This is a genomic window from Bacteroides sp. L008, from assembly GCF_040812255.1.
GTDB lineage: Bacteria > Bacteroidota > Bacteroidia > Bacteroidales > Bacteroidaceae > Bacteroides > Bacteroides vicugnae.
Genome location: NZ_JBFNXO010000001.1, coordinates 4336501 through 4355047, shown reverse-complemented (window position 1 = coordinate 4355047; position 18547 = coordinate 4336501). Strand labels below are relative to the sequence as shown.

General features: G+C 42.7%; 9 protein-coding genes. 5 read left to right on the top strand and 4 right to left on the bottom strand.

The window, feature by feature from the left end:
* Positions 1 to 41 precede the first annotated feature (41 nt).
* The 5 genes from AB3G73_RS17135 (at position 42) to AB3G73_RS17115 (ending at position 12628) form a co-directional block, all read left to right on the top strand.
* Positions 42 to 4097 (top strand): two-component regulator propeller domain-containing protein, encoded by a 4056-nt coding sequence (locus tag AB3G73_RS17135; protein WP_367745264.1) that lies wholly within the window; start codon positions 42 to 44, stop codon positions 4095 to 4097.
* 144 nt (positions 4098 to 4241) lie between these two features.
* A complete protein-coding gene (locus AB3G73_RS17130; RefSeq protein WP_367745263.1) occupies positions 4242 to 6257 on the top strand; it encodes an alpha-galactosidase in 2016 nt (671 codons plus the stop codon).
* Between the two features lie 28 nt (positions 6258 to 6285).
* Positions 6286 to 8220, top strand: coding sequence for a sialate O-acetylesterase (locus tag AB3G73_RS17125; RefSeq protein WP_367745262.1), 1935 nt, complete (start codon positions 6286 to 6288; stop codon positions 8218 to 8220).
* Between the two features lie 33 nt (positions 8221 to 8253).
* On the top strand, positions 8254 to 10410 hold the full coding sequence (locus AB3G73_RS17120) for an alpha-galactosidase (protein ID WP_342990852.1): 2157 nt from the start codon (positions 8254 to 8256) through the stop codon (positions 10408 to 10410).
* Positions 10411 to 10420: 10 nt separating this feature from the next.
* Entirely contained in the window at positions 10421 to 12628 is a 2208-nt protein-coding gene (locus tag AB3G73_RS17115) for a GH92 family glycosyl hydrolase (protein ID WP_195648705.1), read from the top strand.
* A gap of 68 nt (positions 12629 to 12696) precedes the next feature.
* Here the strand turns inward: AB3G73_RS17115 and AB3G73_RS17110 are convergent, their stop codons facing one another.
* The 4 genes from AB3G73_RS17110 to leuS all read right to left on the bottom strand — a co-directional run bounded on the left by AB3G73_RS17110 (position 12697) and on the right by leuS (position 18046).
* A complete protein-coding gene (locus AB3G73_RS17110; protein WP_320980840.1) occupies positions 12697 to 13539 on the bottom strand; it encodes an OmpA family protein in 843 nt (280 codons plus the stop codon).
* Between the two features lie 31 nt (positions 13540 to 13570).
* Positions 13571 to 14152: a non-canonical purine NTP diphosphatase gene (locus AB3G73_RS17105; protein WP_195648809.1), complete on the bottom strand. Its 582-nt coding sequence runs from the start codon at positions 14150 to 14152 to the stop codon at positions 13571 to 13573.
* Between the two features lie 47 nt (positions 14153 to 14199).
* Complete coding sequence (locus tag AB3G73_RS17100) at positions 14200 to 15117, bottom strand: YitT family protein (protein ID WP_148367686.1); 918 nt, start codon at positions 15115 to 15117, stop codon at positions 14200 to 14202.
* Positions 15118 to 15211: 94 nt separating this feature from the next.
* Positions 15212 to 18046 (bottom strand): leucine--tRNA ligase, encoded by a 2835-nt coding sequence (leuS, locus tag AB3G73_RS17095; protein WP_367745261.1) that lies wholly within the window; start codon positions 18044 to 18046, stop codon positions 15212 to 15214.
* Positions 18047 to 18547 lie beyond the last annotated feature (501 nt).

The following is an 18547-nucleotide window of genomic DNA, read 5'->3' as shown; positions in this document are numbered from 1 at the left end:
AACTTTTATCTTTGTACCATAACGAATAATATATCCATGCTATGAAAAGATACATCCTCATATTATCGGTATTGTGCAGTCTGTTATTTTCTGCGCTATCTGTCAAGGCACAAGCGTATTCCAAATTTTATTTTACCCATATCAATGGAGAGAACGGATTGTCGGCAAGTAATGTGAAGACAATTTTGCAGGATAGCTATGGATTTATGTGGTTTGGTACGAAGAACGGTTTGAACCGCTATGACGGTACGTCGGTCCTTCAACTTAATTGTGATGATCAAGTAGCCGGAACAGGCAATCATAATATCAGTGCTCTTTATGAAGATAAAGACCGTAAGCTTTGGGTGGGAACCGATCGGGGAATCTATTTATACGATCCGGCTATGGATATTTTCACGCACCTGAAACCTGAATCATCAGATAAAATCACTCCTGACAATTGGGTAGCGGAAATACTCGCTGATTCCACTGGTAATGTATGGGCACTTATTCCCGATCAGGGATTGTTTCGGTTTAGCGGCACAGATCAGGTGAGACATTATCCAATTACAGATAAAAGTAATTTTAAAAATGAAAGTCCCGAATGTATTGCTGTCAACAAAGAAGGAGAAGTCTGGGTAGGTACTTCCGGAGTAGGATTATATAAATACAACCCGGATAAAGATTCTTTTGAACAGTATCTTGCAGACCGTAACGGGCAATCATTGGCAAATAAAAACATTATGAGTATATGTTTTCAAGGCGATGCCATCATACTCGCTATCCATGAAGGAGAATTGTTTAAATATGATACGCGTACCAATATACTCGCTACTATTCCTTTTCCCGGTGAGAGAAAAACATTCTTGCGTGATGTAGTCTGTTTCGGAGATGAGCTTTGGGTTGGTTCTCACCATGGATTATTCATCATTAATGAGAAAAAAAACAGTATGCTACATCTCAAAGAAGACCTGATGCGCTCGTTCAGTTTGTCGGATAATATCATTTATTCAATTTATAAGGATATTCAAGGAGGCATTTGGATCGGAACAATGTTTGGTGGAGTCAATTATTTGCCGAATCATCGTCTTTCGTTTGATAAATACGTCCCCGGAAGTGACGGATATTCCTTGAATACCAAGCGTATCCGCGGATTGGCGGAAGATGATAACGGCTGTATTTGGATTGGCACAGAGGATAATGGAATCAATGTGCTGAATCCCCACTCCGGCAAAGTGCACCAAGTATATGATAATGTACCGGGTCATCTTATAACCTTGTGTGTCAGACATTATAACAATCGTATTTATAGTGGATTATTCAAGCAGGGAATGAATGAAACTAGTTTGCCTGATGAACGAATCCGGTGCTTGTCTGAGGAGGAGCTGGGTATTGATGAGGGTAGTGTATATGATTTCATGGTAGATAGTAAAGGACGCAAATGGATAGGAACCGGATGGGGACTTTATATGGCAGAACCGAATGAAAAAGAATATCATAGGGTGGATGCTATTGGTTATAATTGGGCTTTTTGTATCATGGAAGCAAAGGATGGTACCATTTGGGTGGCATCTATGGGGAATGGTGTGTGGAGATGTAAACCCGAGTCGGGAACTTTTCAGAATTATGTATATGAAGCAGGAAAAAAAAATACACTAAGTTCCAATTCCGTTAGTTCCATTATGCAAGACAGTAAAGGCAATATATGGCTCTCCACTGATCGTGGCGGTATCTGTCGTTACAATGAGGCACAGGATGACTTTACATCTTTCGGTATCAATGAGGGATTACCGGACGATGTCTGTTATGATATTTTAGAGGATGAACATTCTAATTTATGGTTTGGAACTAATAAAGGATTGGTACGGTTCAATCCGGAAAGCGGAGATGTGAGTGTATTTACGAATAAAGACGGACTGCTGGGTAATCAGTTCAATTACCGTTCGGCACTGAAAGCGAGTGATGGCAAATTCTATTTTGGAGGAGTGGACGGGCTGATTGCTTTCGACCCTGACACTTCAGACGAGGATGGAGCCTTACCACCGGTTTATATATCCAAATTCAGCATTTATAATAAGGAGATTACTGTACATAGTCCGAACTCACCTTTGAAACAGTGTATTGTGCATACCAATGAAATAGAACTTCCTTATGACCAGTCGAATATCAGTTTTGATATTGCTATGTTAAGTTATTCTACAGTGGAAACCAATCAATACTATTATCGGATGTTTCCGCTCGATAAAGAATGGATTCGTGCAGCTAGCAACAAGAATATATCATATGCCAAACTCCCGCCGGGAAAGTACACTTTTCAGGTAAAGGCAACCCATCATGCCAGTAAGTCCGACCCTTCTACCCGCTCGCTGACTATTATCATCCTGCCTCCTTGGTGGCTGTCTGTATGGGCTTATATGGTTTATGCACTGGCTGTTATTCTAGTTGTATTCTGTTGGTTTTTATGGTACAAGCGGCGTAAGGAGCGTCAGATGGAAGAACGTCAGAAACTCTTTGAGATAGAAAAAGAGAAAGAATTATATGAATCGAAAGTAGATTTTTTCACAGAGATAGCGCATGAAGTTCGTACTCCCCTGACACTGATTAATGGTCCGCTTGAGGCTATTCAGGAAGAGGACATTCCCGAAGCTAAGAAGAAGAAATATATCAGTGTCATTGTAGAGAACACGAAGCGGTTGCTCGAACTCACCGGACAACTTCTCGACTTCCAGAAGATAGGTGCCAATAAACTTTCCATGAAATTTGAGAGTGTGGATATAACAGCTCTTCTGAAAGGAATCGTGGCCCGCTTTGAAGTAACTTTCAATCTGAACAACAAAGAATTGATATTAATACTGTTGGAAGAAGAGGTATGGGCAGCCGTAGATAAAGAAGCGATTACTAAGATTGTGAGTAATCTGCTCAACAATGCTTTGAAGTATGCCACAAAACATATACAGGTGGAACTGGAAAAGGATGAATTTTATTTTACCATCCGGGTAATCAGTGACGGAAACAAGATTCCGGAGGAAGTGAGTCAATATATTTTTGAACCTTTCTATCAGATGGAAAAAGGAGAAATGCCTAAAAATGGAGTGGGTATCGGGTTGTCACTGGCGCGTTCGTTGGCTTCCTTGCATAAAGGGACACTTTCTCTTGACACTACCTATGAAAAGGAAAATGTTTTTGTGCTGACCGTTCCTTTGAACAAAGGAGGCATTAGCCTGCAGAACAGTAAAGTCGTACAGAAAGATATCGTGGAGCTGGACGAAGCGACTTCCGTTGAAACAGATATGCATGGATACACGCTGTTGTTGGTAGAAGATAATGAAAGTATGTTGACATTCATTTCAGAAAGACTGCGTGAAAGTTTTACGGTAGAAACGGCGAAGAATGGGGCGGAAGCGATTGAGGTATTGAAAAGCAGCCACGTCGATTTGATCATCAGTGATATTATGATGCCGGTGATGAATGGATATCAGTTGTGTAAGGAAGTCAAGTCAGATCTTGAGCTTTCTCATATTCCTGTTATCTTCCTGACTGCCAAGAATGATATTGACAGTAAAATCAATGGATTGAAGTATGGGGCGGAAGCCTATGTGGAGAAGCCTTTCTCGTTCGGTTATCTCAAAGAACAGGTGTTGTCATTGCTCAATAACCGCCGCCGGGAGAGGGAGGCATTCTCGAAACGTCCGTTCTTCTCGGTGGATAATATGCAGATGAACAAAGCGGATGAGGAATTTATGAATAAGGTGATCCGGATTATTGAGGACAATCTGACCGATGATAATTTCGGAGTGGAGAAAATGGCGGATATTCTCTGTATGAGTCGTTCTAGTTTGTTGAGAAAAATCAAAACGATATTTAATCTGTCCCCCCTTGACTTTATCCGCCTGATCCGGCTCAAGAAAGCAGCGGAATATATTCAGGAAGGCAAATATAGGATTGGGGATATCTGTTATATGGTGGGCATTAATTCTCCGTCTTATTTCAGCAAACTGTTCTTGAAGCAATTCGGCATGACTCCGAAAGATTTCGAGAAACAGTATCAGAGTGGAAGACAAGCCGTCGTTCCGCAGGATATAAGGAATACGGATGTTATAAATGATGCGGATAAATAGAATATTTGCGGATTCAGCGAGTTTGAGTGGCATATTGCCGTAAATCTTTCATTTTTTGACTTGTTTACGCCAAGTAATACTTCCGGCAATGCCTACCTTTGGGGAACACTTTTATTCTATTTAAAACCATATTTATTGTACCATATGAAAAACAAATTTCGACAGTTGAAAACCATTCTCGGAACTTTGTTCCTGTTCCTCACTTTTTCCGGGTGCATTGCCGGAAATAAAAGCCTGACGACGGGCGGTTGGCAAATCCGCTTCGATGATCAGAAAGGAGGCATAACGCTTTCTCAAAAGTCAAAAATTATTAGTGATGGACTGTATGCTTCTTATTTATGGGAAGGGCGGACGGTTACTACACGGGACTATGCCCGCCACAAGGTAAGCAAACATAAAATTTCAGATGCTTTTGGAAAAGGAACCTTGTATAAGGTTGAATATACAGATAAATCTCTTCCCAAGCTGACACAATATTTTTATCTTTATCCGGATAAGGAATATGTATTGACGGAGTTTACCTTGGAAGGAAACGATAAGATTGCTTCCAACCGGATGGCACCTGTCAATGTAGACCGTATGTCCGAGGAGTTGCTCCCGGCTGGTGATAACCGTGCCTTGTTCATACCGTTTGACAATGATAAATGGATTAGATATCAGTCTCATGCGCTCGATTTTGATACACTGACCAGCTATGAAGTGACTGCGGTCTTTAATAATGAAGGGCGTAGCGGGCTTGTAGTGGGTTCGGTGGAACATGATCATTGGAAAACTGCCATCACTCTCGGCAAAGGAGATAGCCGGAATATCGGTTCTCTGATCTGCTATGGCGGAGTAGCTGATGAACTGACGCGGGATGTGAAACCTCACGGAGCATTGACAGGCAAGAAGATCAAGTCTCCCAAAATATTACTGGGATTCTTTGAAAACTGGTGCGACGGACTGGAAACTTATGCAAAGGTGAATGCAATCATAGCACCTCCGAAGGAGTGGGGAAAAGCAGTTCCGTTCGGTTGGAACAGTTGGGGGGCTTTGCAATTCAACCTGACTTATGATAAAGCGATGGAGGTTTCGGACTTTATCAAACAAAACCTTCAAAATCGTCATTTTGTCAATCCGGATCATACGGTTTATGTCGGATTGGATTCCGGTTGGGACTGTATGAATGAAGAACAATTGAAGTCATTCATTGCAAAATGTAAATCAAATGGTCAGATTGGAGGTATCTACTGGACTCCGTTTACCGACTGGGCGCGTGATCCCGAACGGACGGTGGATGCCGCTCCTGAATATAAATACAAGGATATCTACCTTTATGCTAACGGAAAGCCACAGGAATTGGACGGTGCTTATGCTATCGACCCTACTCATCCCGCTGTAGAGGCAATGATGAAAAAGACGTCCGGTTTGTTTCATCGGACAGGATTCGAGTATGTGAAAATGGATTTCATGACCCATGGAGCGATGGAGGCTGATAAATGGTATCTTCCTGAAGTGACGACAGGTATTCAGGGATATAATTATGGGATGCAGTTGCTGGATAAATATTTTGGGGATATGTATATCAATCTTTCTATTTCTCCTGTTTTTCCGGCACAATATGCCCAGTCGCGTAGAATTGCCTGCGATGCATGGAATAAAATCAAGGATACCGAGTACACGCTGAATGCATTGTCTTATGGATGGTGGCAGAAGTACATCTATCAATTCAATGATGCAGACCATATTGTGTTGAGAGATGCTACAGACGGTGAAAATCGGGCGCGTATCACTTCCGGCGTTATTACAGGTATCTACATTGGCGGAGATGATTTTAGTGCCGCCGGAGGAAAAGACGGGAAAGACAAAGCGTTGAAATATCTGACGAATCCTGATATCAATGCTCTTGCTACGGGTGAAGTGTTCCGTCCGGTAGAGGGAAATGGAGCTCAATCGGAACAAATCTTTGTAAGAAAGGAGAAAGATGGAACATTCCATTGCGCACTTTTCAACTATTCGGAACAGGAGCAGACGGTGACACTTTCGTTGGATAGAATAGGGCTGGAGCAAGCAAGCAGTTATCAGGTGAAAGAATTATGGAGTGGCAACCGGACTACTGCCGGAAATCAGATAGAGATTACCATACCTGCCAAGGATGTGAAAGTACTGGAATTTAATTAATAGCCCGGAATCAATTAACTAACCGAAAATGAATAAATATAGAATGACTCTTGTGGCTCTGTGCATAGTTGTTTGTACACAGGCTAAAGTCACTTTACCATCGTTTTTCACCGATCATATGGTGATACAGCAAAAGAGTACCTTGACATTGCCCGGCAAGGCAAAATCCGGCAAGCAAGTGACCGTAAAAACGAGTTGGGATAACCGGAAATATACAGTCAAAGCGGGAGTGGATGGAAGTTTTACTTTACAGTTACCTACTCCTGCCGCCGGAGGTCCTTACCAGATAACCCTTTCAGACGGCGAAATGCTGACTTTGCGAAACATAATGGTGGGAGAAGTCTGGTTTTGTTCCGGACAATCCAATATGGAAATGCCGGTTGCCGGATGGGGCAAGGTTATGAATTATGAACAGGAGGTGGCGGAAGCCAATTATCCGTTTATTCGTCTGTTACAGGTAAAAAAGACTGTATCTTTAACTCCGCAGGATAACGTAGAAATAAATGGAGGAGGTTGGCAGGAATGTAGCCCCTCCTCTGTTCCGGAGTTTTCATCTGTCGCTTATTTTTATGCCCGTCAATTGTGGAAAGAACTGAATGTACCTGTTGGTGTGATAGATTGTACTTGGGGCGGCACTCCGGCCGAAGCGTGGACAAGCTTCGGCACCTTGCAACAGGTGATGGGTTTTCAGGGAGAAACAGCTAAAATGAGGAGACTGAATTTTAATAAAGAAGCTCTTTCTGCTGTTTATCAACAAGAAATGAAGGACTGGCGTGAACAGTTTATGATCCGGGATGCCGGTTTTGCTCAAGGGACTCCGCAATGGATTTCGGCTTTACAGACTGGGAAAGAATGGAAGTCTATGGAGTTACCCGGTTATTGGGAGGAAAAAGGACTGGATGGGCTGGACGGTATCGTCTGGTTTCAAAAGGAGATAGATATTCCTGCCGAATGGGCAGGAAAGGAGGTCACTCTTAGTCTGGGAATGATAGATGATGAGGATATTACTTACTACAATGGTAAGGAAATAGCTAGGGGATCGGGGTTTGCCACCCTCCGGAAGTATATGATTCCGGCTGCGGAAGTGAAAGCCGGCAAAGGTATTATTACGGTTCGTGTATCTGATTTTGGGGGAGAAGGCGGTATTCATGGAAAACCGGAAACTTTGTATGCGGAAATGGGTGGACAGAAAATATCATTGGCCGGAAGCTGGAACTGTCGCATCGGATTAACTTTGGATGAAATGCCATCTGCGCCCATGTCACCGGAGGGCTCCAGCTACCTGTCTGTATTGTATAACGGGATGGTACATCCTTTCACGATTTTTCCGGTTAAGGGGGTTATATGGTATCAGGGTGAAGCGAACGTAGGTCGTGACCGGCAGTATTCTCCTCTTTTTCAGTCGCTGATAGCTGACTGGCGGAAACAATGGAAACAGGAGTTGCCTTTCTACTTCGTGCAGTTGGCAAATTACTTGCGTAGCCAGGAGGTGCAACCCGATTCGAAATGGGCTGCATTGCGTGAAGCGCAGTCTGATGCACTTTCTATGGAAGGCACGGGGATGGTACCGGCTATTGACCTTGGTGTAGCGCACGATATTCATCCTAAAAACAAACAGGAAGTGGGAAGACGCCTGGCCCTCTTGTCATTGGCAAATACTTATCAGAAGGGTACGTTTGATGTACCGACTTTTCAGGGCTACCGTATTTCGGGAAATAAACTGATACTTAGCTTCGATTGTGAAGTGAAGGCCGCAACAGGCGAACCCAAAGGATTCATTATGGCCGGACCGGATCAAGTTTTTCATCAGGCAACTGCCACTATCCGGGGAAAAGAGGTGATCCTTGAATCGCCGGAAGTGGAAATACCCATTGCGGCACGTTACGGATGGGCGGATAATCCGGAGTGTAATCTTTATGGAACTGCCGGACTTCCGGTTGCTCCGTTCCGTACTGATAAATAAAAAATGATTGTAATCACATTAAATAAATATACCGTGAAAGTAAAAGCTATTCTCTTATGCTGTCTTTTGAGCATCTCCTGTATGTTGAAGGCAACTGACAAACCTATTATCAAGATTGAAACAGATGGCACAAGCCTGATCTTCCAAGTGGGAGACAATGGTCGTCTATACCAGCGTTATCTGGGGAAAAAACTGAATCATGAATCGGACTTTGCCTACTTGCCGCAGGGAACCGAGGTTTATATCACACATGGGGCGGAGGATTATTTCGAGCCGGCCATTCAAGTGCTTCACAATGATGGAAACCCGTCTTTATTGTTGAAATATGTAGAACATAGTAGTAGCCGGCAGAATGACGGAAGTGTAGAAACAGTGATTACTCTAAAGGATGACAAATATCCTGTGACTGTGAAATTGCACTATATAACGTATGCTGCGGAAAATATCATCAAGACATTCACTGAAATCAGTCATCAGGAGAAGAAGCCTGTTGTATTGAGCAAATATGCTTCTTCTATGCTTCACTTTAACCGTGATAAGTATTTTCTCACGGAGTTTTCCGGTGACTGGGCACATGAGGTCAACATAGCCGAGCGTGAACTGGCATTTGGTAAAAAAACGATTGATACCAAGTTGGGTGCGCGTGCCAATATGTTTGTTTCTCCGTTTTTCCAGTTGTCTCTGGGTGCTCCGTCGAAGGAAAATTCAGGAGAGGTATTAGTCGGTACTTTGGGGTGGACTGGTAACTTCCGTTTTACTTTTGAAGTGGATAACAAGAATGAACTTCGTGTCATTTCAGGTATTAATCCATACGCTTCGGAATACAACCTTCCTGCCAAAGAAACTTTTCGCACACCGGATTTTTATTTCACCTATAGCCTGAACGGTAAGGGAGAGGCCAGCCGCAACTTTCATGACTGGGCACGCAAGTATCAGGTTAAGAAGGGTGACCAGACCCGTATGACACTGCTCAATAACTGGGAAGCTACTTATTTTGATTTTGATGAGAATAAGTTGATTGGATTGATGGATGAGGCTGTCAAGCTGGGAGTGGATATGTTTCTGCTTGATGATGGATGGTTTGGTAATAAATATCCGCGTAGCAGCGATCATCAAGGACTGGGTGACTGGAAAGAAACGGCGGATAAACTGCCGAATGGTGTAGGACGTTTGGTAGAAGAGGCACAAAAGAAAGGTATCAAATTCGGAATATGGATAGAGCCTGAAATGGTGAATCCGCAAAGTGAATTGTATGAAAAGCATAAAGATTGGGTGATTCATCTGCCTAACCGGGATGAATATTATTTCAGGAATCAGTTGGTGCTCGACTTGAGTAACCCGGCAGTGCAGGATCATGTATTCGGTGTGGTAGACAAATTGATGACAAACTATCCGGGAATCGCTTTCTTTAAGTGGGATTGTAACAGTCCCATCACCAATATCTATTCTTCCTATCTGAAGGATAAACAGTCGCATCTGTATATCGAATATGTGCGCGGACTGTATAAAGTGTTGGAGCGTGTGAAAAATAAATATCCGGATTTACCGATGATGCTTTGTGCCGGTGGTGGCGGACGTTCTGACTTCGAAGCATTGAAATATTTTACGGAATTCTGGCCTAGTGACAATACAGACCCTATCGAACGTCTGTTTATTCAATGGGGATTCTCACAAATATTTCCTAGTAAGACGATGTGTGCACATGTTACGACCTGGAACCGGGGAACCAGCATCAAGTTCCGTACGGATGTGGCTATGATGTGTAAACTGGGTTTTGATATCAAGCTGGATGATATGAACGAGAATGACCATATCTATTGCAATCAGGCTGTGGAAAATTATAATCGTTTGAAACCTGTAATTCTTGATGGAGATCTGTATCGTTTAGTTTCTCCTTATGGCAGTAACCATACCTCTTCTATGTATGTAAATAAAGAGAAGAATAAAGCTGTATTGTATGCATTTGATATTCATCCGCGTTATGCAGAAAAGGTATTACCGGTGCGTTTGCAGGGATTGGATGCTGATAGAATGTATCGTGTGAAGGAAATCAATCTGATGCCGGGTAGCAATTCTTCGCTTCAAGGTAACGGTCAGCTGTATTCAGGAGAGTATCTGATGAATGTGGGACTGGAAGTGTTTACTACCCAACAACTGAACAGCCGGGTGGTAGAAATCATTGCTGAATAAATCAATTGCTATGAATAAATTTATAACAGGAATCTGTGCATTTTCGTTGGTTTTTGCCACTTTGCAAGCCGGTGAGACTACTAAATATGTGAATCCTTTCATTGGTACAGGAGCCATTAACGGAGGGCTTTCCGGAAATAATTATCCGGGTGCTACTTCGCCGTTCGGCATGGTACAGCTTTCACCCGATACCAATGAAGCTCCTGACTGGGGAGATGCTTCGGGCTACGATTATAATAAACGTACCATTTATGGCTTCAGTCATACCCGCCTGAGTGGTACGGGAGCTTCCGATCTGATTGATATTCTTATCATGCCGACGAGTAGCGGACGCACTTCTTCCGCGTTCTCTCATGAAGAAGAAAAAGCCAGTCCCGGTTACTATCAGGTAATGTTGAAAGATGAAAATATCAATGCCGAACTCACAACGACTCCGAGAACCGGTATTCATCGTTATCAATATCCGACAGACAAGGATGCGGAGATACTACTGGATTTAGACCATTCGGCCAATAAAGGCAGTTGGGGGCGTCGCATCATCAACTCTCAAATCCGTATTCTGAACAATCATGCTGTAGAGGGGTATCGCATTATTACAGGATGGGCCAAATTGCGTAAGATTTATTTCTATATGGAATTTTCGAGTCCGATTCTTTCCTCTACATTAAGGGACGGCGGGCGTACATACGATAACACAGCGGTGATTAATGGAACCGATCTCCACGGCTGTTTCCGCTTTGGCAAACTGGATGGTAAACCGCTTAATTGCAAAGTAGCCCTTTCGTCTGTCTCTATGGGAAACGCCCGTCAGAACATGGAACAGGAAGCGCCCCATTGGGATTTCGACCGGTATGTGGCAGCAGCAGATGCCGACTGGGAGCAGGAACTGGGAAAGATTGACGTGAAAGGAACCGATCTGCAAAAGGAGATATTCTATACCGCCCTTTACCATACAATGATTCAGCCTAATACCATGTCTGACGTGAATGGTGAATACATGGCTGCGGACTATACAACCCGTAAAGTAGGCAGTAACGAGACGCATTATACTACATTCTCGCTTTGGGATACTTTTCGTGGAGCGCATCCTCTTTACACTTTGTTGGAGCCTGAACGGGTGACTGATTTTGTGAAGAGTATGATTCGTCAATATGAATATTACGGTTATCTGCCGATCTGGCAATTGTGGGGACAAGACAATTATTGCATGATTGGTAACCATTCGATTCCTGTGATTGTAGATGCCATCTTGAAAGGGATTCCGGGAATTGATGTAGAAAAAGCTTATGAAGCGGTGTATAACAGTTCGGTCACTTCGCATCCTAACTCTCCTTTTGAAGTATGGGAAAAGTATGGCTACATGCCGGAGAATATTCAGACTCAATCGGTTTCCATCACGCTGGAGCAGGCTTTTGATGACTGGTGTGTGGCCCAACTGGCAGCAAAGCTGAAAAAAGAGGCTGATTATCAACGTTTCTATCATCGTTCTGAATTCTACCGGAACCTTTTTAATCCGGCAACTCGTTTCTTCCAGTCGAAGAATGATAAGGGAGAATGGATGGAACCTTTCGATCCTTATAAATACGGTGCAAACGGAGGTTATCCGTTTACGGAAGGAAATGCATGGCAGTATTTCTGGTATGTGCCGCACAATGTCGAAGGATTGATTGGACTGACAGGTGGAACTAAAGCTTTTGAGCAAAAGTTAGATACGTTTTTCACCATTCATCATCAGAGTGGCGAATTGAATGACAATGCTTCCGGGTTTGTAGGCCAGTATGCGCATGGTAACGAGCCTAGTCATCACGTTGCTTATCTCTATAATTATGCAGGACAACCGTGGAAGACCCAGAAATATGTCAGTCATATCATGAATAATCTATATAACAACACTTCCTCCGGATATGCGGGAAATGATGATTGCGGAGAGATGTCTGCATGGTATGTGTTCAGTGCGATGGGTTTCTATCCCGTGAATCCTGCTGACGGCCGATATATTATCGGTACTCCCGTTTTTGATGAATGTACGCTGAAACTTTCCGGTAATAAGGGATTCCGTATTCAGACGATACGTAAATCACCTGAAGATATTTATATTCAGTCGGTGACCTTGAACGGGAAGAAATACAAGGATTTTTTCATTACTCATCAGGATATAACGAATGGCGGGACAATGATATTTAAAATGGGTAAGAAACCGTCTAATTGGGGTAGATGAATTAATTTTTGTTTGAATAAAATAAAAGGCTGCTTCTGAGCAGCCTTTTATCATATTATAGATGTTTTTTACTTGGATTCTTCCGAACTTTGCAACATCTGGAACAACTTATCCAGTTTCGGAGCCATGATAATCTCCGTACGGCGGTTTTTGCTTCTGCCTTCTGCTGTTTCATTATCGGCAACAGGCATATATTCACCACGGCCGCTCGGCTGAATCTGCAGAGGATTCACATTGTAATTCTTGATCAGGATACGGACTACGGAGGTGGCACGGATCACACTTAAATCCCAGTTATCTTTGAATTGTACGGTGTTGATAGGCTTATTATCCGTATGTCCCTCGATAAATACATCGATGTCCGTCTGCTTGTTCAACACTTCGGCCAGTTTACCGAGAGCTTCCTCTCCACGTTTGTCCAGGCGGGCACTTCCTGATTGGAATAGTAGTTTGTCAGACATGGCTACATATACTTTTCCGTCTTTCTCACGAACGGTCAGCTCGTCAGTACTGAAGCCAAGTAATGCATCTTTTACATTACTCAAAAGGTTTTGTACCTTATCGTTCTGCGCTTTAATCATGTCCTGCAATTCATTGATGGTGCGTTCTCTTTCGTTAAGCTCGTTTTTTTTCTGGTTCAACAGTGCATTCAGCTTTTCCTGTTCGGTCATGTTGACATTCAACATACTTTGATATTGGCGGATACTATTTCCCATTTTCGTAGTATCACGCAGGAGGTTTTTGATTTGTGCTGACATTTGGTCACCTGTGTCACGGCAGTCAGTCAACAGTCTTTGTAAACTATCTTTGCTTGTGGTGGCTGCCATCTCTGCGAGCATAAACTTCTTTTTCGTTACACACGAAGTACATAATAGTAACGTCAGTAGAGTAAATAATGTAATTTTCTTCATTGTGTTTTATATTTTAAGTGAGTATGCGTAATCAGCGTTGCAGAAACTCACAAAGTTTCTGTACAGCCAGTGCGCGATGGCTGATTTTGTTCTTTATATCATTTCCCAATTCGGCAAAAGTATGGTCGTAACCTTCAGGCTTGAATATAGGGTCGTAGCCAAAACCGGAATCACCACGTTTTTCTTTGATTATTTCGCCTTTTATCACTCCTTCAAAAAGATATTCTTTTCCATCTAAGATGAGTGAAATAGCAGTGCGGAATTGCGCTTTACGGTTTTCCTTTCCTTCCAGTTCATGAAGAAGTTTAAGCATATTGGCTTGAGCGTCATGTCCTTCACCTCCTGCATAACGGGCGGAATAGACTCCCGGAGCTCCGTTCAAGGCTTCTACTTCCAGTCCCGTATCATCGGCAAAGCAATCCAAGCCGTAATTCTTATAAATAAAGGAGGATTTTAATAGCGCATTTCCTTCCAGTGTTTCAGCTGTTTCGGGAATGTCGGTCTGGCAACCGATATCATTGAGACTTAGCAATTCTACTTTGTCTCCCAGTATAGCAGCAACTTCTTCCAGTTTATGAGCATTATTGGTAGCAAATACAAGTTTGCGTTTCATCATTTTATTTTTTGTTTTAACAGAGTTGTTCAATACTTATCAACCGGTTATTTTACTTTGAGTTTATCAAATCCTTCACCATACACACCGATTACGGAGCTTTGCGAAATGAATGCGTTCGGATCAATACGTTTTACCAAACGGAAGATTTCGAGTGACTGACGCTTTTTGGCAAGCACTACCAGCACCTTCACGTTGTTTTTACTGTACCATCCCGTACCGTCGAGTATGGTTACTCCGCGGTTGGTATCTCTAATAATATGGTCGGCTATTTCGTCATATTTCTTGGAGAAGATGAAAAATTGAACCGATTGACGGGCACTGTTGATAATCCAGTCGAGTACGACACCGATAATGAACAGGGTGACGAAGCCGAAGATAACCCGGCGCCAATCATGGAATATAAAATAACAGGAACCGATAATGAATACATCACAGATCATAATCATTCGTCCGAGTGATACATCTCTGTATTTATTAACAACAGCAGCGATAATATCTGTTCCACCCGTACTTCCGTTGTAGTTGAAAGTGATGCCCAAACCTACACCACACATGGCCGCACCGATAATACAAGCCATGAAGTCTTGTCCTGCACCGAGCAGCAACGGTTTGCCGTCAGGCGTCATATCCGGAGCTACAACGTAGTTATTTACTATTAACTGAAAAAGCCAAAGCAAAAAGGTCAACACAAAAATAGCATAGGTAGTCTTTATGCTGAATCGCGGGCCCAATATCCGGATGGCAAATGTCATCAGCACTGCATTTATGATGAAGTATGACCATTGGATTGGAAATCCTGTTGCATAATATATAATAGCCCCGATACCGGTAGTTCCTCCGGTAGTTATCTGATAAGGTAACAGGAATGCAGCCCATCCCAAAGAATAGCTTATCAATCCGAGAGTGATGTAGATATAATCTTTCACTTCTCTCATTACTTCCGCTTTTGTTAGTTTATGCATAGGATTTATAATTATGTTAGGCACGGATTACGCGGATAACACGGTTTAGAATTTAGAGTCAATCAGAACCGTGTAATCCGTGCCTAATTTGTTTTTAAACAACAACGTTTACAATCTTTTTCGGAACGACAATGACTTTCTTCGGAGTCTTGCCATCAATCCACTTCTGTGAACGTTCGTCGGCTAATACTGCCGCCTGGATAGCGTCCGAAGTTTCATCTGCTGCAAATTCCATATTGAAACGTGCCTTTCCGTTGAAAGAGATGGTATAGTTGATGGTATCTTCTTTCAGATATTCTTCGTTGTATGCAGGCCATTGGGCGTCACATACGGAAGTTTCGTGTCCCAGTACATCCCACAGCTCTTCGCTAACATGCGGAGCGAAAGGTGCAAGAGTGATAATGAGCTGTTCCAGAATCTCTTTCTTGCTGCATTTCAGGTTGAAGAGTTCGTTTACACAAATCATGAATGCGCTGATAGATGTATTGTAAGAGAACTGTTCAATATCACCTGTCACCTTCTTAATCAATTTATGAAGGCTCTTCAATTCTTCTTTTGTTGCAGGTTCGTCCGTTACCAGATATTCGTCTGTACGGCTGTAGAACAGCGACCAGAATTTGCGGATAAAACGGTGTACACCGTCAATTCCGTTGGTATCCCACGGTTTGGATTGTTCTACCGGTCCAAGGAACATTTCGTACATACGAAGTGTATCTGCACCGTATTTTTCAACAATCATATCCGGATTGACTACGTTGAACATGGATTTACTCATCTTTTCAACTGCCCATCCGCAAACGTATTTTCCGTCTTCGAGGATAAACTCGGCCGTTTTATATTCAGGACGCCATGCCTTGAATGCTTCCAAATCCAAAATATCATTAGATACGATATTTACGTCTACGTGAATAGGAGTAACTTCGTACTGATCTTTCAGGTTCAGCGAAACGAAAGTATTGGTGTCTTTGATACGATATACAAAGTTACTGCGACCTTGAATCATTCCCTGGTTTACTAACTTCTGGAATGGTTCTTCCATGATAGATACACCTACATCGTGCAGGAATTTATTCCAGAAACGAGAGTAGATCAAGTGTCCGGTAGCATGTTCGGTACCACCTACATAAAGGTCTACATTCTTCCAGTACTGATCGATTTTCGGATCAACCAATGCTTTATGATTACGTGGGTCCATGTAACGGAGATAATATGCCGAAGAACCGGCGAATCCCGGCATGGTGTTCAGTTCCAGCGGGAAGACGGTTACATTGTCAATCTTCTCATTTTCTACTACACATTTGTTTACTGTGTCCCAAGCCCATTTGGTAGCGTGTCCCAATGGAGGTTCACCTGTTTCGGTAGGCAGGAATTTAGCTACTTCCGGAAGTTCCAGTGGCAGACAGCTTTCGTCGATCATGTAAGGCATTCCGTCTTTGTAGTAAACAGGGAACGGTTCGCCCCAGTAACGCTGGCGGGAGAAGATAGCGTCGCGCAGACGGTAGTTCACTTTCACACGGCCCAGATTATGTTCTTTTACATATTTCTTGGTTGTTTCTATTGCTTCTTTGATCGTCAGTCCGTTCAGCGAAAGATCGCAATAAGGAGTGACATCAGGACGCGGAGAGTTGCAAACGATCCCTTCTTTGGCATCGAAACTTTCTTCGCTTACATCACAACCTTCTACCAACGGACGGATTTCCAGCCCGAAATGTTTGGCGAATGCATAGTCGCGGCTATCATGAGCAGGTACAGCCATAATAGCACCTGTTCCGTATCCGGCCAATACGTAATCGCTGATCCAGACGGGCACTGCTTCACCTGTGAACGGGTTGATGGCATATGAGCCGCTGAATACACCGGTAACACTGCGGTCGGCGATACGTTCGCGTTCCGTACGTTTTTTGGTACGGTCGAGGTAAGCATCTACTTCTGCTTTTTGTTCAGGAGTCGTTAATTGTGCTACCAGTTCGCTTTCCGGAGCCAATACCATGAAGGTGACACCGAACATGGTATCTGCGCGAGTGGTGAAAATGGTGAATTCGAGATCACTGTCTTTTACTTTGAATTGCACTTCAGCACCTTCCGAGCGTCCAATCCAGTTTCTTTGAGTTTCTTTCAGAGAATCTGTCCAGTCGATTGTATCTAATCCGTCGAGCAGGCGTTGTGCGTAAGCAGATACACGCAGACACCATTGACGCATTTTCTTTTGTATAACGGGGTAACCACCACGTTCGCTCACTCCGTCCACTACTTCGTCGTTCGCCAATACAGTTCCTAATTCAGCACACCAGTTTACCATGGTTTCACCCAGATAAGCGATACGATAGTTCATCAGGATTTCCTGCTGTTCTTTTTCACTTTTGGCATTCCATTCTTCGGCAGTAAAGCTGATTTCTTCACTGCAAGCGGCGTTTAATCCTTCGTTTCCGTAGATTGCAAAAGCTTTTTCCAATTCTTCGATAGGACGGGCTTCCTGTTCATCGTTGCAATAGTAGCTATTGAACATTTTTTGGAAGGCCCATTGTGTCCAGTGATAATATTCCGGGTCGCAAGTACGGATTTCACGGTTCCAGTCGAAAGAGAACCCTATCTTATCCAACTGCTCGCGGTAACGGTCGATATTTTTGACGGTAGTGATTGCAGGATGCTGTCCGGTTTGGATGGCATACTGTTCTGCAGGCAGACCGTATGCGTCATATCCCATCGGATTGAGTACATTGAAGCCTTGCAGTCGTTTGTAACGGGCATAAATATCGGAAGCAATATATCCCAGCGGGTGTCCTACGTGTAGGCCGGCTCCTGATGGATAAGGGAACATGTTTAGTACATAAAATTTTTGCTTCGAATCATCTTCCGTAACTTGGTAGGTTTTCTCTTCCACCCACCTTTTCTGCCACTTCTTTTCAATTTCTCTGAAATTGTACTCCATAGTGATAAAGTTTTTATTTATAGTGATTTATACTGTTATTTCTAATTCGAGGCACAAATTTACGTGTTTATTTTCAGATAACCACGCTTTCCCTATTGACTTTCTTGTTTTTATTTCGTATATTTGGGGAAATTAAAAATAGAAAACGAATGATGAAAGATATAAATATTGTGACATAAGTTCAATAGGTGGATGTGCGAAATGCATAACATAGGATAACGAATGGGCAAGAAACTGTGAAGGTTCTTGCCCATTTTTGTTGCAATAATTCTATTTCAGGTATTAAAAGCGTCAAAAAAGAGTTTATAATAAACTTGGATACCGTTTATAATAAACCCCTTCGTTATTTATTAAAAACTTGAATAGAGTTTATTCGATTTCGAGGTTTTCGTGTAAAGAAGAAAGAATGACTGCAATGAATAACCGTCATCTTCTTTTCTTATTTGATAAATAATTGATACAATAGAACTAGTGAATGCGTTGATTATATTATTTTACAAT